General features: G+C 75.9%; 1 protein-coding gene. It reads left to right on the top strand.

What is annotated here, in order from left to right; genetic code table 11:
- The first annotated feature begins 10 nt into the window (after positions 1-10).
- Positions 11-20,845, top strand: a complete 20,835-nt coding sequence (locus ABT127_RS24765; RefSeq protein ID WP_351453983.1) for a non-ribosomal peptide synthase/polyketide synthase — start codon at positions 11-13, stop codon at positions 20,843-20,845.

The raw sequence follows: 20,845 nt of genomic DNA, 5'->3' as shown, positions 1-20,845 counted from the left end.
TGCGCGGCGGATGGTGGCCGTCGCGTGCCGGGGCCGGTTCTCGGCGCGGACGGCCGACGGATCTCGCGCGCCCTATAGGGCCGAGATAGGCCCTGCGGAGAGCCTCCGCTCGGAGCGTCGCGCCGTCATGCGGTGTGCGCGCTCCTTGAGGTCCGCATCGGTACACCGTTCTGGGAGCGTGAGTCGGTTGGCACTTTCCGAGGTTCACAACGAGGTCCGCCTGCCGGTCACCGCAGCCCAACTCGGTGTGTGGGTGGCTCAGCGGCTGGCACCGGAGAGCCCCCTCTACCAGTGCGCCGTCCACTTCGACTCGGCCCCGCTCGACATCGAGGTGCTGCGCCGGTCCGTCGCCCTGGCCGTGGCCGAGACGCAGGCACTGCGCGCCCGGTTCGGGGACGACGGCGAGGTCTTCCAGTCCGTCGCCGACACGGTCGACGCCCCGGTGGACGTCGTGGACTTGAGGACCGATGCCGACCCGGAGGCCGCTGCCCGCGCCTGGATGGACCGCGACCTGGCCACCGTTCCCGACCTGGAGGCGGGACCGCTGTCCCGGCACGCGCTCCTGGTCCTCTCCGACCAGCGGCACTTCTTCTATCTGCGCTACCACCACATCGTCCTGGACGGCTTCGGCCAGACCCGCTACCTGGACCGCCTGGCCAGGATCTACACGGCGCTGAGCGCCGGGCGGCAGCCCGAGCCGGCCCGCCCCCGCGGGCTCGACGTGCTCGTGGCCGAGGAGAGCGCCTACCAGGGCTCGACGCACCACGCCGGCGACCGCGCCCTCGTGCTGGAGCGGCTGGCCGGCGCCGAGGAACGCCAGAGCCTCTCCGAGGGCGTGGCCGGCGCCTCGCCGCGCGCCCTGCGACTGCGCACCGACCTGCCGGCCGAACTGACCGGCGCGCTCACCGCCGTCGGCCACTGGCCCGCCGTCGTCGCCGCGGCCACCGCCGTCTACCACAGCCGGATGCTCTCCGTCGACGACGTGGTCCTCGGGATACCGGTGGCCGCGCGCCGCACTCCGGCCGCGCTCGCCACCCCGGCCATGCTCGCCAACGACCTGCCGCTGCGGCTCACCGTCGGCCCCGACGCCACCTTCACGGAGCTGGTCCGCGCCGTCCGCACCGAACTCGGCACCCTGCTGCGGGCCCAGCGCCTGCGCCGCGAGGAACTGCACCAGGCCCGTGAACTGACCGGCACGGACGCCGCCCTGTTCGGTACGGCCGTCAACGCCATGTCCTTCGACGCCCGGGTCCGCTTCGGCGAGGCGCTCCTCACCCCCCGGCAGCTGTCCAACGGACCGGTGGCCGACCTGGCGATGGCCACGTACGGAGACCCCGCCGCCGGCGAGGTCGTGCTCGAACTCGCCGCCAACCCCGCGCTGTACACCGAGGACGAACTCCGCGCCCACCAGGAGCGGTTCCTGCGGCTGCTCGGCTCGCTCGCGGACGCCCCCGACGCCCCCGTCGGCCGGGCCGCGCTCCTCGACGCCGAGGCCGCCGAGCTCCTGCTGCACGCCCCCAACGGCACCGCGGGCGATGTTCCGGGCGCCCTGGTCGACCTCTTCGAGCGGCAGGCCGCCGCGACGCCCGACGCCGTGGCCCTGCGCGCCGACGAGACCCTCACGTACGCGGAACTCGACGCCCGCGCCAACCGGCTCGCCCGCCTGCTCGCCGACCGGGGCACGGGCCCCGAGTCCCTGGTCGGGGTGGCGCTGCCGCGCACCGCCGGCCTGATCGTGACGCTGCTCGCCGTCCTGAAGACCGGCGGCGCCTACCTGCCCATCGACCCCGAACACCCCGCCGACCGGCGCGCGATGATCCTCGCGGACGCCGCTCCCGGCCTGCTGGTCACCACCACCGGCACCGAGGTGCCCGCCGGTGTGCCCGCGCTGCTGCTGGACACGGTGGACCTGCGCGCCGGTGACGCGAGCCCGCTCGGCCGCCCGCAGGACCCGCGCTCCACCGCGTACGTCATCTACACCTCCGGCTCCACCGGCCGCCCCAAGGGCGTGGCCCTGGAACGGTTCGCGATGGACAACTTCCTCCGGGCGATGGCCCTCGCGGTGCCCGTCGGCCCCGCCGACCGGCTGCTCGCCGTGACCACCGTGAGCTTCGACATCGCCGTCCTGGAGATCTTCCAGCCGCTGCTCGCCGGGGCCCGCGTGGTGTTCGCGAGCCGCGACGAGGTGCTCGACCCGGACGCGCTGCGGGCGATCGTCGAGCGCGAGGGCATCACCGTCGTGCAGGCCACGCCCAGCCTGTGGCAGCCGCTGATCGAGACGCGGCCGGAGGTCTTCGCCGGGGTGCGCGTGCTGACCGGCGGCGAGGCCCTGCCGCAGTCGCTGGCCGGCCCGCTGGCCGAGCACGCCGCGAGCGTCACCAACATGTACGGCCCCACCGAGACCACCGTCTGGTCGATGACCGCCCCCGTCACGGCCGGCGACGGCCCGGTCTCGCTCGGCACGCCGATCCTCAACACCCAGGTGTACGTGCTCGACACGGCCCTGCGACCGGTGCCCGCCGGGTACAGCGGCGAGCTGTACATCGCCGGTGACGGCGTGGCCCGCGGCTACCGCGGACGGCCCGGCCTGACCGCCGAGCGCTTCGTCGCCAACCCCTACGGCCCCGGGCGCTTCTACCGCACCGGAGACCTGGTGCGGCGCGAGCACGACGGCTCCTTCACCTTCCTGTCCCGCCTCGACCACCAGGTCAAGGTGCGCGGCTTCCGCATCGAACTCGGCGACATCGAGGCCGCGCTGCTCGCGCACCCGCCGGTCGAGCGGGCCGCCGTGCTGATGCGCGAGGACCGCCCGGGCGACAAGCGCCTCGTGGCGTACATCGTCTCGCCGGAGGGCGACTCCCCGGCGCTGCGCGGCCACCTCGCCGACACGCTGCCCGAGTACATGGTGCCGGGCGCCGTCGTGGTCCTCGACGCGCTGCCGCTGACCCCCAACGGCAAGCTGGACCGCCGGGCGCTGCCCGCCCCCGTGCGCGTCGCGCTGTCCGACGGCCGCGCCCCGCGCACCGACCTGGAAGCGCGCCTGTGCGCCCTGTACGCCACCGTCCTCGGCGTCGAGTCCGTCACCATCGACGACGACTTCTTCACCATCGGCGGCACCTCCCTCTCGGCCACCCGCATCGTCAGCCACGCCGCCGTCGAAGGCCTCACCGTGGCCATCCGCGACCTGTTCCGGGCCCGGACCGTCGCCCGGCTCGCGCCGACCTGCGCGGTGGGCGGCCCGGCCGGTGCGGCGCCCGCGAAGAAGCTGCCCGCCGCGCTGCCCCAGGCCGAACTGGCCGCGCTGTTCGCCGACTCCGGCGTGGAGGAGGTGCTGCCGCTGACGCCGCTGCAGGACGGCATCGTCGTGCACAGCCTCACCACGGACGAGGACCGCGACGTGTACAGCGTGCGCATCAGCCTCGACCTGGCCGGTGACGTGGACGCCGAGCGGCTGCGCGCCGCGCTCGGCACCGTCGTCTCCCGGCACCCCGTGCTGCGCTCCGCGATCGCCCACGAGGACGTGAGCCGTCCGGTGCTCGTGGTGCGCGGACGGGCCACCGTGCCCTGGCGCGTGCACGATCTGCGCGGCCGCGCGGACCGGCTCGACGCGGTGCTGCGCGCCGAGACCGCCGAGCCCTTCGACCTCGCCCGCGCGCCGCTGCTGCGCGCCGCCCTGCTGCGGCTCGACGAGGGCTGGCGGCTCGTCGTCACCGGCCACCACGCCGTCCTGGACGGCTGGTCGGTGCCGGTGCTGCTCGGCGAGGTGCTGCGGGCCTACGCCGGAGCCGACCCGGGCGCCGAGCCCCGCCCCTACCGCGACCACCTCGCCTGGCTGGCCGCACAGGACCACGAGGAGTCCGCCGCCGCATGGGGCGAGGCCCTCGCCGGTGTCCGGCCGACCCTGGTGGGCGCGGCGCACGGGCCCGCCGAGGAGGCCGTACGCCTGGAGGGGACGCTGGACGCCGCGACCACCGGGCGCCTGACGCACGCCGCCCGTGACCTGGGCGTCACCGTCAACTCCCTGGTACAGGCGGCCTGGTCCGTCGCCCTGCGCGAGCTGACCGGCCGGGACGACGTGGTGTTCGGCGTCACCGTGGCGGGCCGCCCCGCCGAGGTGCCGGGCGTGGCCGGGATGATCGGCCTGTTCGTCAACACCGTCGCGCTGCGCGCCCGTCCGGGCTCCGCCCGCACCCTGGCCGAGCTGGCCCGGTCCGTCCAGGACGACCAGGCCGACCTGCTCGCGCACCAGTACCTGCCGCTGGTCGACGTGCAGCGGGCGGCCGGTGTCTCCTCGCTCTTCGACACCGTCGTCGCCTTCCAGAACTACCCGGTGGACCGGGCGGCGCTGGACGCGACGGCCCGCGAGAGCGGTCTGGTGGCGGGCGCCGCCGACGTCACCGACGTCAACCACTACCCGCTCACGCTCACCGCCGTCCCCGGCGAGCGGCTCACGGCACGGCTCGTGTGCCGGCCGCACCTGTTCGACCCGGCCGCCGCGCAGAGCCTGCTCGACCGGTTCACCGCCACCCTCGCCACGTTCGCCGACGCCCCCGCCTCGCTCGTCGCCGAGCTGGTCCCCGACCGCGGGGCCGCGGTCGGCGAGGACCGGCGTGACCTCGCCGAGCTGCGCGGCTTCCGCTTCGAGACGGCCGAGGTGGAGGCCGTCCTCACGGCTCAGGCCGATGTGGTGCGCGCCGCCGTCGTGGTCCGTGAGGACACCCCCGGCGAGCGCCGGCTCGTCGGCTACCTGGTGCCCCGCCGCGGCGCCACGGTCGACGTCCCGGCCCTGCGCGACGCGGTGGCCGCCGAGCTGCCGGACTACATGGTCCCCTCGGTCCTCGTCACCCTGGACACCCTGCCGCCCGCGCCCGGCGGCGGGATCGACAGGCGCGCGCTGCCCGTTCCGGTGATCACCGGTGCCGCCCCGCGCGCCCCGCGCACCCCCGCGCAGGAGCTGCTGTGCGCGCTGTACGCGGAGGTGCTCGGCCTCGCCGCGGTCGGCATCGACGAGGACTTCTTCGCGCTCGGCGGCGACAGCATCCTCGGCTTCCGGCTGCTGAGCCGCGCCCGCGCCCGTGGTGTGTCGTTCGGCTTCCGCGATCTGTTCGAGCTGCGCACGGTGGCCGCGCTCGCCGAGGTCTGCTCGGCGTACGAACCGGGCGCCGCGCCCGCCGGGATCACCCTGCCCGTCTCCGCGGACGAGGCCGAGCGCCTGGCCGCCGAGCCCGGCGTCGAGTCCGTGCTCCCGCTCTCGCCCAACCAGCAGGGCCTGCTGTTCCACCACGCCTTCGACGACTCCGGCGCCGACCCGTACACCCTGCAGATCGTCCTCGACCTCGCCGCGCCCCTGGATCCCGTACGGCTGTCCGCGGCACTCGACCGGGTGCTGCTGCGCCACGAGGCGCTGCGCGTCTCCTTCCGCAGCTCCGAGGAGCAGCGGGCGGTGCAGCTCGTGCACGAGGCGCCCGGCGTGCCGGTGCGCGAGGCGGACGCGGCCGACGACACCGCGTTCGACGCCCTGCTCGACGAGGACCGCGCCACCCGCTTCGACCTGAGCCGTCCGCCGCTGGTGCGGGCGACCACGGTGCGGCGCGCCGACGGCACGGGCTCCCTGGTCCTGACGATGCACCACATCGTGGTGGACGGCTGGTCGTTGCCGATCGTCGCCCAGGACCTCTTCGCCGCGTACGCGGATGCGGACGCCGTACCCGTGGCGGCCGGGCCGGCGCGCTACCGCGACCACCTCGCATGGCTCGACGGCACCGACCGCGAGACGTCGCTCGACGTGTGGCGGACGGCGCTCGCCGAGGTCACCGAGCCGTCGCGGGTCGCCACCGGGCACGGGGACCGCGTCCTGGAGCCGGTGCGCCAGGAGCACCTGCTCGACACCGCCGACACGGCCGCCCTCGGCGCGGTCGCCCGCCGGTACGGCGTCACCGTCAACACCCTGGTGCAGGCCGCCTGGGCCATCGTGCTGCGCGGTCTGACCGGCCGCGACGAGGCGCTGTTCGGCGTCACCGTGGCAGGCCGCCCGGCCGAACTGGAGGGCGCGGGCGACCTGGTGGGCCTGTTCATCAACACCGTGCCGCTGTCGGTGCGTCTCGACGCGGGCGAGCGGCTCGGCGATCTCGCCGTACGGCTCGGCCGCGAGCAGTCCGCGCTGCTCGACCACCACCACGTGGCGCTCGGTGACATCCAGCGCGCCCTGGGCATGGGCGAGCTGTTCGACACCCTGCTGAGCTTCGAGAACTACCCGCTGGACCCGGCCGGGATCACCGCCCGCGCGCAGGCCGCCGGACTCGAACTGGCCGACGCCCGCGTCCGCGACGGCAGCCACTTCGCCATCAGCGTCGTCGTCGAGCCCGGCGAGCGGATGCGGCTGCGGGTGCGCCACCAGCCGCACCTGGTGGACGAGGTCACCGCACGGACCGCCGGTGCCGAACTGCTCGCGACGCTCCGGGCCTTCGTCCGTGCCCCCGAGCTGCCGCTGGGCCGGCTCGCCAGGACGGAGGAGACCGCGCCCGTGGCCGCGTCCGCGACGCCGTCCGCGGACACGACCCTGCCCGCGCTGTTCGCCGCGCAGGCGGCACGCACCCCGGACGCGCCGGCCGTCCTCGCCGGTGGCGAGAGCCTCACCTACCGGCAGCTCGACCGGCGCTCCAACGCGCTGGCCGCCGAACTCGTCGCGCGCGGCGCCGGTCCCGGCAGCCTGGTCGCGGTACTGCTGCCCCGCTCGGCGGAGCTGATGGTCGCGCTGCTCGGCGTCCTCAAGTCCGGCGCCGCCTACGTGCCCGTGGACCCCGCCTACCCGGCCGACCGCATCGCCGTGATCCTGGAGGACAGCGCCCCCGCGCTCGCCGTCACCACCGAACCCGCCCTCGTGCCCGCGGGCCTGGCCACCGTGCGTCCCACCACCGCCGAGGCCGACGCGATCGGCCGCACGCCACGGGCCGAGGACGCCGCGTACGTCATCTTCACCTCCGGCTCCACCGGCCGCCCCAAGGGCGTCGTCGTCGAACACCGCGCGCTGGGCGCCTATCTGGCGCGCGCGGCCACGGCCTACCCGGACGCGGCGGGCACCGCCCTCGCGCACACCTCGGTCTCCTTCGACCTCACCGTCACCTGCCTCTACACCCCGCTGGTCGCGGGCGGCCTGGTGCACCTCGCCGAGCTGCCGGACGCCATCGGCGCCGCACGGCCCACCTTCCTCAAGGGCACGCCCAGCCATCTGCGGCTGCTCGACACGCTGCCCGACGAGGTGTCGCCGACCGGCACACTGGTCCTGGGCGGCGAGGCGCTGCGCGGCGAGATGCTGGCCGGCTGGCGGGCCGCGCACCCCGAAGCGACCGTCGTGAACGCGTACGGGCCGACCGAGGCGACCGTCAACGTCATGGAGTTCCGCGTCGAGCCGGGCGAGCCGCTCGCCGACGGCCCGGTGCCGATCGGCCGCGCGTTCCCGTACGCGCGTGTGCACCTGCTCGACAGCGGCCTGCGGCCGGTACGCCCCGGTGCGCGCGGTGAGCTGTACCTCGCGGGTGACGGGCTGGCGCGGGGCTATCTGGGAATGCCCGGCCAGACCGCGCACCGCTTCGTGGCCGATCCGTTCGGCCCGGCGGGCAGCCGGATGTACCGCACGGGCGACCTGGCGAGGCTGCGGCCCGACGGCATGATCGAGTATCTCGGCCGGGTCGACGACCAGGTCAAGGTGCGCGGCTTCCGCATCGAACTCGGCGAGGTCGAGGCCGCCGCCGAGGCCGTGCCCGGCGTCCGCCGTGCCGCCGCGGCCGTCCGCGGCACCGCCGGCGAACCCCGCCTGGTCGGCTACCTGGTGGCGTCCGACGGCGGGCGGACGGCCGAGGTCGAGGCACGGATGCGCGCGGTGCTGCCCGAGTACATGGTGCCCGCCGCGTTCGTCGTCCTGGACGAGCTGCCGCTGACCCCGAACGGCAAGGTGGACCGGGCGGCCTTGCCCGAGCCCGCCACCACCGCGGGCACCGCCGGCCGCACGGCCTCCGGAGGCCTGGAGGAGCGGCTGCTGGGTCTGTTCGGGCAGGTGCTGGGTCGTGCGGATGTGGGTGTGGAGGACGACTTCTTCGCGCTGGGCGGCGACTCGATCATGTCGATCCAGTTGGTCGGGCGGGCGCGTGCGGCGGGTCTGCGGTTCTCGGCGCGGCACGTCTTCGAGCACCGCACTCCGGCCCGGCTCGCCGCCGCACTCGGTGGTGAGGCGTCCCGTGATCCGTTGCAGGAGCGGCTGTTGGGCCTGTTCGGGCAGGTGCTGGGTCGTGCGGACGTGGGTGTGGAGGACGACTTCTTCGCGCTGGGCGGCGACTCGATCATGTCGATCCAGTTGGTCGGGCGGGCGCGTGCGGCGGGTCTGCGGTTCTCGGCGCGGCACGTCTTCGAGCACCGCACTCCGGCCCGGCTCGCCGCCGCACTCGGTGCGCAGGGGCAGGAGGCGCCCACCGCGGGAGCCGCGCCGGGCCCGCGGAGCGCGCCGTTGCTGCCGCTGATGCGCCGGCTCGTCACCCGTGGCCGGTTCGACCAGTACCACCAGTCCGTCACCCTGACCCTGCCCCCGACCACCCGCGAACACCTGGCCGCCGCGCTCGGCGCGCTCGTCGAGCGGCACGAGACACTGCGGATGCGCGTCGACGACGGCGAGAGGTTCACCGTCGCGCCGGTGGACAGCGGCGCCGTCCCCGCGGACGCGCTGCTCACCCGTGTCGCCGCCGCCCCGGACGCGACCGACGAGGAGCTCACCGCCCTCGCCGCCGCGCACACCGCCGCGGCCCGCGACGCCCTCGACCCGGCCGCGGGCCGGATGCTGCGGGCCGTCTGGATCGACCGCGGCACCGAGCGCCCCGGCCGGCTGCTGCTCGTCGTCCACCACCTGGCCGTCGACGGCGTGTCCTGGCGCATCCTCGTGCCCGACCTCGCCGAGGCGTGGACGGCGGTCACCGAGGGCGGCCGGCCCGCGCTCGCCCCGGTGGGCACCTCGTTCGCCGCGTGGGCCGGTGCGTTCACCGCGCTGCCCGCCGACGACGCCGCGCATTGGCGGGACGTGCTCACCGCGGACGATCCGCTGATCGGCGACCGGCCCCTCGACCCGGCCCGTGACCTGCGCGGCGACGCCGGACGGCTGACCGTCCGGGTGCCCGCCGACGTGACCGGCGCGCTCCTGGACGCGCTGCCCGCCGCCTACCACGCCGGGCCGGACGACGTCCTGCTCACCGCGCTCGCCGCCGCCGTACCGCTGTGGCGCGGCGACCGCGCCGGACTCCTCGTGGACGTGGAGAGCCACGGCCGTCACGAGGAACTGGTCCCGGGCGCCGAACTCGCCCGCACCGTCGGCTGGTTCACCGTCGCCCACCCCGTACGCCTGGACACCGCGACGGCCGACCCGGGTGCCGTCCTGGCGGGCACGGACGCCGTGGGCGACGCCCTGCGCGCCGTCAAGGAGCAGTTGCGCACCACTCCCCGCCACGGCATCGGCCACGGCCTCGCCCGCCACGCCGACCCGGCCACCGCGCAGGAGTTCGCGGAGCTGCCCGAGGCACAGATCGGCTTCAACTACCTGGGCCGCGTCAGCTTCGCCGGGGCGCTCGCGCCCGGCTGGGAACTGGCCGCGGTCGGCGCCGACGACGCCCCCGACGTGCCGCTCTCGCACACCGTCGAGGTCAACGTCGCCGCCCACGAAGGCCCCGGGGGAACGGAACTCGTCGCCACCTGGACCTGGGCCCGCGCCCTGGTCCCCGACGCCGAGGCGGCCCGCCTCGCCGACCTGTGGGACAGCGCGCTGCGCGGCCTCGCCGCACACGGCGAGCGCCCGGACGCGGGCGGCCGCACCCCGTCCGACCTGCTCGTCACCCTCACCCAGGAGGAGATCCGCGAGCTGGAGGCCGACCCGGACGTGGCCGAGCTGCTGCCGCTCGCCCCGCTCCAGGAAGGCCTGCTCTTCCACCACCAGTACGGCGACGGCGCCGACGACCCGTACATCTCGCAGCTCCGCGTGGAACTCACCGGCGCACTCGACCGCTCCCGGCTGCGGGCCGCCGCCGCCGAGGTGCAGCGCCGCCACCCCGCGCTGCGGGCCGCCTTCCGCCGCACCGCGCAGGGCACGCCCGTCCAGGTCGTCCTCGCCCGTCCCGGACTCGACTTCACCGAGGTCGCGCTGACCGACCGCGCCGAGCTCGACGCGGTCTGCGCGGCCGACCGCCGGCGCGGCTTCGACATCACCGCCGCACCCCTGATCCGCTGGACCGTCGCCTCCCTCGGCGAGCGCCACACCCTCGTCGTCACCGCCCACCACAGCGTCCGCGACGGCTGGTCCATGCCGATCGTGATGGGCGACCTGATGGCCCACTACCTGGGCGACGCCCTGCCGCAGGCCCGCCCGCACCGCGCGTACCTGGCGTGGCTGGCCGACCAGGACCGCGCGGCAGCCGAGGCCGCGTGGGGCGAGGCGCTCGCCGGGCTCGACGGCGGCACCCTGCTGTCCACCGGACCGGCCCCGGCCGCACAGGAGCCCGGCCGCCTCGACCTGACCGTCGGCGGACTCGACGTGCAGGCCGCCGCCCGCCGCCTCGGCGTCACCGTCAACACCCTGGTGCAGAGCGCCTGGCTGCTGCTCGTGGCCCGGCTCACCGGACGCGACGACGTCGTCACCGGCACCACCGTCAGCGGCCGGCCCGCCGACCTGCCCGGCGCGGCCGACATGGTCGGCCTCTTCGTCAACACGGTGCCGCTGCGGGCGGCCCTGCGCGCCGACGAGCCGGTCGGCGACTTCGCCCGCCGCCTCCAGCTGGAGCAGGCCCGGCTGACCGAACACCACCACCTCGGCCTGGTGGACATCCGGCGCCGGGCCGGACACGGCGAACTCTTCGACACCTCCATGGTGTTCGAGAACTACCCGCTGGACGTCGACGCGCTGGCCGCCGTGGCCCGCCGCGCCGGTCTGGAGGCCGGCGAGGTCACCCACCACGCCGTCACCCACTACGCCCTCGCCATGGAGGCGAGCCCGAGCGCCGACGGACTCCGGCTGCGCCTGCACCACCGGCCCGATGTCCTCGGCGCCGAACAGATGGCTGTGGTGGCCGAGTTGCTGCCGCGGCTGCTGCGCACGGTCGTCACCGAGCCCGCCACCCCGGTCGGCCGGATCCCCGGGTACGCACCCGACGCCCTCCTCGCGCTCGGCCGGGGACCCGAGGACGCCGCCGACCCGCGCACCTGGCCCGAGCTCTTCCTCGACCAGGTCCGCCGCATCCCCGACGCGCCCGCCGTCGTCTCCGGCGCGCGGACGCTCACCTTCCGCGAACTCGCCGACCGGGCAGGCGCGCTGGCCCGGCTGCTGGCCGAGGCCGGCGTCGACGCCGAGCGGCGGGTGGGCATCGTCCTGCCGCGCTCCGTCGACCTGGTCGTCGCCCTGCACGCGGTCGCCCTCGCGGGTGGCGCCTTCGTCCCCGTCGACCCGGCCCACCCGGCCGAGCGCATCGCGCAGACCCTCACCGACGCGGCGCCCCTCCTGGTCCTCACCACCACCGGCACCGCCCTGCCCGAGACCGGAGTGCGCCGCCTCGACGTGGACGCGCTGGACCTGACCGGCGAGGGGCTCGTCCGGCCGGTGCGCGCCGAGCAGGCCGCGTACGTCATCTACACCTCGGGCTCCACCGGCCGTCCCAAGGGCGTCGTCGTCACCCATGCCGGCATCCCCGGCCTGGCCCGCGCCCAGAAGGCCGGCTTCGACGTCGACGAGAGCGCCCGCGTCCTGCAGTTCGCCTCGCCCAGCTTCGACGCGTCCGTCTCCGAGGTGGCCGTCACCCTGCTGGCCGGCGCCTGCCTGGTCGTCGCCCCCCGCGAGGAGCTGCTGCCCGGCGCCCCGCTGGCCCGCACCGTCGCCGCCCACGGCGTCACCCACGCCACGCTGCCGCCGGCCGCGTTGCGCGAACTGCGCCCCGACGACCTGCCGACCCTGCGCAGCCTCGCCGTCGCCGGTGAACAGTGCCCGCCGCAGGTCGCCGAGGTCTGGTCCGCGGACCGTCGCATGATCAACGCCTACGGGCCGACCGAGACGACCGTGTGCGCCACCATGAGCGCCCCGCTGGCCGGATTCGGCGTACCGCCCATCGGCACCGCCCTGCCGGGCCTCGCGGTCCGGGTCCTCGACGCCCACCTCCAGCCCGTCCCGGCCGGTGTGGTGGGGGAGCTGTACGTGTCCGGAGCCGGTCTCGCCCGCGGCTACCTGGACCGTCCGGGACTCTCCGCCGAACGCTTCGTCGCCGATCCCTTCGGCGCTCCGGGCACCCGCATGTACCGCACCGGCGACCAGGTCGCCTGGCGCGAGGACGGACAGCTGGTCTACGTCGGCCGCGCCGACCGCCAGATCAAACTGCGCGGCTTCCGCATCGAACCGGGTGAGATCGAGGCGGCCGTCGCCCGGGCCCCCGAGGTCGCCGCGAGCGCCGTCGTCGTCCGCGAGGACCGGCCGGGCGACCGCCGCGTGGTCGCCTACGCGGTGCCCGCCCCCGGCGCCACCGTCGTCCCCGAGACGCTGCGTGCCCGGCTGCGCGAGGTGCTGCCCGACCACATGGTCCCGGCCGCCGTCGTCGTCCTCGACCGGATCCCGGTCACCGTCAACGGCAAGCTCGACCAGGCCGCGCTGCCCGCGCCGCGCTACGACGCCACCGCGGGCCGCCCCGGCGGCGACCCCGTCGAGGAACTGCTGGCCGGCGTCTTCGCCGAGGTGCTCGGCGTGGACCGGGTCGGCGCGGACGACTCCTTCTTCGACCTGGGCGGCCACTCGCTGCTCGCCATGCGCCTGGTCGCCCGGGTGAGCGCCGTGCTCGGCACCGAACTCGCCGTGCGCGACGTCTTCGAGACGCCCACCGTGCGCGAACTCGCCCGGATCGCCGCGGGCGGCCCGCGCGCCACCGGCGCCGCCCCCGGCGAACTGCCGCGCCCCGAGCGGCTGCCGCTGTCGTACGCCCAGCAACGGCAGTGGTTCCTGGACCGCTTCGACGGCACGAACTCCGCCTACCACATCCCGATGGCGCTCCGGCTGACCGGCGAACTCGACGAGGCGGCGCTCGCCGCCGCCCTCGACTCCCTGGTGGACCGGCACGAGAGCCTGCGCACCCTGATCGCCGAGGACGAGGACGGCCCGTACCAGCGGATCGTGACCACCACCCTGTGGTGCGAGCGGATCTCGGTCACCGCGGACCACCTGGACGCGGCGCTGCGCGAGGCCGTCGCCCGGCCCTTCGACCTGACCGCCGAAGTGCCCCTGCGCGTGCACCTGTTCGCGGTGGGTCCCGACGAGCACGTCCTGCTCGTCGTCGTCCACCACATCGCCGGCGACGGCGCCTCCGTCCCGGTGCTCGCCCGCGACCTCGTCGCCGGCTACCGCGCCCACCTCGACGGCGGCGCGCCCGAAGAGGCGGGCTCCGCACCGGGTTACGCCGACTTCGCGCTGTGGCAGCGCGCGGCGCTAGGCACCGAGGACGACCCGGACTCCCTGCTGAGCCGCCAGCTCGACCACTGGATGGCCGCGCTCGACGGCCTGCCCGAGGAGCTGGCGCTGCCCGCCGACCGGCCCCGCCCGGTGGCCGGACCGCACCGCGCGGGCCGTCACCGCCTGGAGATACCGGCCGGCCTGCACGCCGAACTCGCGCGCGGCGCGAAGGAGTTGAAGGCCACCCCCTTCATGGTGGTGCAGGCCGCCCTCGCGGCACTGCTGTCGCGGCTCGGCGCGGGCACCGACATCCCGCTCGGCTCCCCGGTCGCCGGACGCTCCCACGCGTCGCTGACGGACGTGGTGGGCCTGTTCGCCAACACCCTGGTGCTGCGCACCGACGTCTCCGGCGACCCGAGCTTCACCGAACTCGTGCGCCGGGTGCGGGAGACCGACCTGGCCGCGTTCGCGCACCAGGACGTGCCGTTCGAGCGGCTCGTCGAGGCGCTGCGCCCCGAGCGTTCCGCCGCCCGCCACCCGCTGTTCCAGGTGGTCCTGGAGTGGGGCGACGACGACACCCGCGCCCTGGACTCCCTGCGCGGACTGCCCTCGCTCGCCGTCGCACCCCTGCACCTGACCGTGGACGCCGCCAAGTTCGACCTGGTGTGGCACCTGCGCCCGCGGCTCACCCCCGAGGGCACCCCCGCGGGCATCGCGGTGGACCTGGAGTACAGCGCCGACCTGTTCGACGCCGCGACCGTCGCGGCCCTCGGCGAGCGGCTGGTCCGGCTGCTCGGCGCCGCGCTCGCCGAGCCCGGCCGCCCGGTCACCGACCTGGACGTCCTCTCCGCCGACGAGCGGGCCCTGCTGCTCACCGACTGGGCGCACACCCCCGCCGGGCCGACCGGCCCGCTCGCGGCCCACGACACGATCGTGCGCCGCTTCGAGGAGGCCGCCGCCGCCCGGCCGGACGCCGTCGCCGTCACCGGCGAGGACGCACAGGGCCGCCCGAGCTCCCTGACGTACGCGCAGCTCAACGCCCGGGTCAACCGGCTCGCCGCACTCCTGCGGGAGCGGGGCGCGGGCCCCGAGCGGTTCGTCGCCCTGGCCCTGCCCCGGGTGACCGACCTGGTCACGGCCGTGCTCGCGGTCCTCAAGTCCGGCGCCGGCTACCTGCCGGTCGACCCGGCCTACCCCGCCGAGCGCGTCGCCCTGCTCCTCGGCGACAGCCGGCCCGTCGTCACCGTCGGCACCCGCGCCACCGTGGCCGCACTCGGCGGCGACGCCACGTGGATCGCCCTCGACGACCCGGACGTGATCGAGGACCTCGCCGCACGGGGCGCGGCCGACCCGGAGCCCGCCGCGGGCACCGACCACGCCGCGTACGTCATCTACACCTCCGGCTCCACCGGCACCCCCAAGGGCGTGGTGGTCACCCACCGCAACGTGCTGCGCCTCTTCGACGCCACCGACCACTGGTTCGGCTTCGGCGCCGACGACGTGTGGACCCTCTTCCACTCCTACGCCTTCGACTTCTCGGTGTGGGAGCTGTGGGGCCCGCTGCTGCACGGCGGCCGGCTCGTGGTGGTGCCGCACGCCGTCAGCCGCGAGCCGCGCGCGTTCCTCTCCCTCCTGGAGCGCGAGCGCGTCACGGTCCTCAACCAGACCCCGTCCGCGTTCCACGAGCTGATCCGCGCCGACGAGGCCGTGGGCGGCGCCGACCTGGCGCTGCGCTACGTCGTCTTCGGCGGCGAGGCCCTCGACCCGGCCCGGCTCCTGCCCTGGTACGAGCGGCACGCCGACGACAGCCCGGTGCTGGTCAACATGTACGGCATCACCGAGACCACCGTGCACGTCACCCACCGGGCGCTCACCGCGCGGCAGGTGCGGGACGGAGCGGCCGGCGTCATCGGTGTCGGCATCCCCGATCTCGGGGTGCACGTCCTCGACGAGCGGCTGCGGCCCGTCCCGGCCGGCGTCGTGGGGGAGATGTACGTCTCCGGCGCGGGCGTCGCCCGCGGCTACGCCCACCGTCCGGGGCTGACGTCTGGCCGCTTCGTCGCCGACCCGTTCGGCGCGCCCGGCACCCGCATGTACCGCTCCGGCGACCTGGCCAGACGCCGCCCCGACGGCTCGCTCGACTACCTCGGCCGGGCCGACTCCCAGGTCAAGGTGCGCGGTTTCCGCATCGAACCCGGCGAGATCGAGGCGGTGCTGCTCGCCCGGGAAGGGGTGGCCCAGGCCGCCGTCGTGGTCCGCGAGGACACCCCCGGCGACCAGCGGCTCGTGGCGTACGTGGTCACCGCGGACGGCACGGTTGCGGCGGCCGCCGCCGAACTGCGCGAGGCGGTGGCCGGGGCGTTGCCCGCGCACATGGTGCCCTCCGCCGTGGTCGCGCTCGACCGGCTCCCGCTGACCGTCAACGGCAAGCTCGACCGCAAGGCGCTGCCCGCCCCGCAGGCACCCGCCCGCACGGCGGGCCGCGCCCCCGCGAACCCGGCCGAGCAGCTCGTCGTGGACGCCTTCGCCGAGGTGCTCGGCGTGGACCGGGTCGGCGTGGACGACTCCTTCTTCGACCTGGGCGGCCACTCGCTGCTCGCGATGCGCCTGGTCACCCGGGTACGCGCCGCGCTGGGCGCCGATCTCGGCGTGCGCGACCTGTTCGAGTCGCCGACCCCGGCCGCCCTCGCGCGCCGCGCCGCGGACGCCGGGGGAGCGCCGCGGCCCGCACCGACCGCGCGGCCGCGCACCGAACGCGTTCCGCTCTCGTACGCCCAGCAGCGGCTGTGGGTGCTCGACCGGCTCGGCGGCCACGACGGCGCGTACAACATCCCGATCGCGCTCCGCCTGACCGGTGCCGTCGACGCGGACCGGCTGCGCGAGGCGCTCGGTGACGTGGTGGCCCGGCACGAGAGCCTGCGCACCCTCGTCGACGACCGGGGCGGCGACGGCGCCGACGCCTGGCTGCGGGTGCTGCCCGAGGCCCGCGTCGACCTGCCGGTCGTGCCGGTGCGCCCCGAGGACCTCGACGAGCGCGTCGAGGCGGGCGCCACGGCCGGCTTCGACCTGAGGGCCGAAGTGCCCATCCGGGCACGCCTGTTCACGGTCGGCCCCGACGAGCACGTCCTGCTCGTCGTGGTCCACCACATCGCGGGCGACGGCACCTCCATGCCGGTCCTCGCCAGGGACCTCGCGACCGCCTACGCGGCCCGCCTGGACGGCGCGGCCCCCGCCTGGGAGCCGCTGCCCGTGCAGTACGCCGACTACGCGCAGTGGCAGCGCGAGTTCCTCGGCGACGGCGACGGCACCGAGATGGAGCGGCAACTCGGCTTCTGGGAAGGCGCGTTGAGCGGACTGCCCGAGGAGCTGACCCTCCCGGCCGACCGGCCACGCCCGGCGGTCGGACCGCACCGCGCGGGCCGGGAGACCTTCGAGGTGCCCGAGGAGCTGTACCAGCGGGTGGGCCGCGTGGCCCGGGAGCTGAGGGCCACCCCCTTCATGGTGGTGCAGGCCGCCCTCGCGGCACTGCTGTCCCGGCTCGGCGCGGGCACCGACATCCCGCTCGGCTCCCCGGTGGTCTCGCGCGCCGACGAGTCCCTGGCCGACGTGGTCGGCTTCTTCGTCAACACGCTGGTGCTGCGCACCGACGTCTCCGGTGACCCGAGCTTCGCCGCCCTCGTGGACCGGGTGCGGGAGAGCGATCTGGCCGCGTTCGCCCACCAGGACGTGCCGTTCGAGCGGCTTGTCGAGGCACTGCGGCCGGAACGCTCCGCCGCCCGCCACCCGCTGTTCCAGGTGGCGCTCAGCCTGGACGGCGCGGGCGGCACCGCGCTCGCCGAGGCCGGCCGGATGCCCGGACTGGCCGTCGAGCCGCGCCCGGTGGCGCCGTCCGTCGCCAAGTTCGACCTCACCTTCACCCTCACCGAGCGGCTCGGCGCCGACGGCACACCGCTCGACTGGAGCGGCGGCGTCGAGTACAGCGCCGACATGTTCGACGCGGAGACGGTGGCGCGCCTGGCCCGCCGCCTGGTGCGGTTCCTGGACGTGCTCACCGCACGGCCCGGGGCACCCGTCTCGGCCCACGACGTCCTGGTGGACGGGGAACGCGAGCGGATCCTCGGCAGCTGGCTGGAGACCACCGCCCCGGTCGCCCCGGCGAGCCTGCCCGACGCCATCGCACGCCACGCGGCCGAGCGGCCGGACGCCCCCGCCGTCACCTTCGGGGACACCACACTCTCGTACGCCGAACTGGACGCGCGTGCCAACCGGTTCGCGCACGCCCTGCTGGCCCGCGGGGTCGCCCCCGAGTCACGCGTCGGCGTCCTGATGGAGCGCTCGGACACCCTGGCCGTCGTCCTGCTCGGCATCGTCAAGGCCGGCTGCGCCTACGTCCCGCTCGCTCCCGCCAACCCGGACGAGCGCCTGGAGTGGCTGCTCGACCAGGTGCAGGCACCGCTGCTCGTCGTGGACGAGGCCTGCCGCGAGCGGGCCGGGAGGCTGGACACCGGGGCCGGGCTGGTGGACGCCGGGGCCGACGTCTCGCACCTGCCGGTCACCGCGCCGGCCGCTCCGGTGGACCCGCGCCGGCTCGCCTACCTGATGTTCACCTCCGGCTCCAGCGGGCTGCCCAAGGGCGTCGCGATCTGCCACGGCGACATCGTCCAGCTCGCCGCCGACCGCTGCTGGGACGGCGTCACCGACCGGGTGCCGCTGCACTCCCCGCACGCCTGGGACGCCTCGATCCTGGAGTTCTGGGTGCCGCTCGTGCGCGGCGGCGAGGTGCTGGTCGTGCCGCCCGGCGACCTGGACGTGAGCGACCTGCGGACGCTGATCGCGGACTCCGGGATCACCTCGCTGTTCCTGACCGCCGGCCTGTTCCGGGTGCTCGGCCAGGAGATCCCCGAGGCGTTCGCCGCGCTCCGGCAGGTCGCCACCGGCGGCGACGTCGTCTCCGGCACGGCCGTGCGCCGGATCCTGGAACACGCCCCGCACCTCAGGGTCGTCAACGCCTACGGACCGACCGAGGTCACCGTGATGGCGCTGTCCCACCGCGTCGACCCGGCCGCGCTCGACGGGCGCTCGCACAGCGTGCCCATCGGCCGCTCCCTGGACGCCATGCGGCACTACGTCCTCGACGACGCGCTGCGGCCCGTGCCGCCGGGCGTCACCGGCGAGCTGTACGCGGCCGGCCCGGGGCTGGCCCGCTGCTACTGGAACCGCCCGGACCTCACCTCCGACCGGTTCGTCGCCGACCCGTACGGCCCGCCCGGCACCCGGATGTACCGCACCGGCGACCTCGCGCGCTGGACGGCCGCAGGGCTCGTCGAGTTCGCCGGCCGCGCCGACGAGCAGGTCAAGCTGCGCGGCTTCCGGATCGAGCTCGGCGAGATCGAGTCCGCGCTGGCCGCGGACCCCGGCGTCACCGCCTGCGCGGTGATCGTCCGCGAGGACCGGCCCGGCGACAAGCGCCTGGTCGCCTACACGGTGGCCGGACCCGGCTACGACCGGGCGGAGCTCGGCGCCCGCCTGGGCCGCACGCTGCCCGACTACATGGTGCCCGCGGCGATCGTCGAACTGACCGAGCTGCCGCTCACCGCGATCGGCAAGCTGGACCGCAAGGCGCTGCCCGCACCCGAGTTCGGCAGCGCGGGCGGCCGGGCGGCCGCGAACACCGAGGAGGAGATCCTCGTCCGGCTCTTCGCCCGGGTGCTCGGCCTGCCCGCGGAGTCCGTCGACGCCGACAGCGCCTTCTTCGACCTCGGCGGCGACTCCATCATGGCCATCCAGCTGGTCAGCGCCGCCCGCCGCGAAGGCCTCACCATCACCGGCGCGGACGTCTTCACGCACCGCACCGTCGCCGAACTGGCCCGCGCCGCCGCGGCGGCCGGGGCGCCCGAGCAGGGCGAACCGGACGAGCCCGTCGGGGAGCTGCCGGCCTGGCCCATGCTGCACTGGCTGGCCGAACGGCAGGTCCCGGTGGACCGGTTCAACCAGACCACCGTGCTCAACGCCCCTGCCGCGCTCGACCTGGACCGGCTGCACGCCCTGGTCGGCGCGCTGCTCGCCCGGCACGACAGCCTGCGTCTGAGGGTGGCCGTCGACGACCCGGCGGACGCCGCCACCTGGCAGGTGGAGGTCCCCGCCCCGGACGCCGTGCGGGCTGCGGACCGGGTGACGCGGGTGGACGCGGCCGCGCTGTCACGGACCGCACTCGACGACGCCGTACGGGAGCACGGCACGGCGGCCGTCGAGCGGCTCGACCCCGCCGCGGGCGCCATGCTGGAGATCGTCTGGTTCGACCGGGGCGAGCGGCCGGGCCTGCTCCTGGTCGCCGTCAACCACCTGGCCGTCGACGGGGTGTCCTGGCGCATCCTGCTGCCGGACCTCTTCCACGCCTGGGACGACGTCCTGGCCGGCCGCGAGCCCGTGCTCGACGCCGGCGGAACCTCACTGCGCCGGTGGGCGCAGCGGGCCGCCGAACGCGCCCGGTCGCCACGGACCCTGGCCGAACTCGACCACTGGACCGGCACGTTGCGCGGCGGCCCCGCCGTCGGCGCGCGCCCGCTGGACGCGGCCGTCGACGTGCTCGCCGCCGCGCGGCGGCTGCGCCGCACCCTGCCGGCCGAGGTCACCGGGCACCTGCTCACCACCGCCCCGGCCGTGGTCGGCGCGGGGGTGGACGACGTGCTGCTCGCCGGCCTCGTCCTGGCCGAGGCCCGCAGGCGCCGCGACCCGCACACCGCCGTCCTGATCGACGTGGAGAGCCACGGCCGGGAACGTGACGGAGCACTGGACCTGTCCCGCACCACGGGCTGGTTCACCGCCCTGTACCCGGTGCTCCTGGACACCGCGGGCGTCGATCTCGACGAGGCGCTCGCGGGCGGCCACGCCGCCGGAACCGTGCTCAAGCACGTCAAGGAGCAACTGCGGGCCGTGCCGTCGGAGGGCCTGGGCTACGGCCTGCTGCGGCACCTCAACCCGGAGACCGCCGCCGCCTTCGAGGGGCTGCGCACCGCGGGGATCGGCTTCAACTACCTGGGCCGGTTCGTGGCCGGCGAGACCGGCGACTGGTCGGTCGCCGCGCAGGTCCCGCGCCCCGAGGGCGAGGACCCGGCGACCCCGCTGGCCCACGCCGTCGAGATCAACGCCTACGTCGAGGAGAGCGCCGAGGGACCGCGCCTCGGGGCGACGTGGACGTACGCCCCCGGTGTCCTCACCGAGGACGAGGTCGCCGCGCTCGCCGACGGCTGGTTCGCGGCGCTGACCGCCCTCACGGAGCACGCCCAGCGGCCCGACGCCGGCGGTCTGACCCCGACCGACGTGGGGCTTATAGAGATCACACAGAGCGAGATTGAAGAGTTCGAGGACGAACTGGCCTCGGACTGGGAGATATGA

Source organism: Streptomyces sp. NPDC001904 (genome assembly GCF_040297005.1).
Classification (GTDB): Bacteria; Actinomycetota; Actinomycetes; order Streptomycetales; family Streptomycetaceae; genus Streptomyces.
The sequence above is the reverse complement of the archived record's forward strand: the minus strand, read 5'-3'. Positions and strand labels throughout refer to the sequence as shown.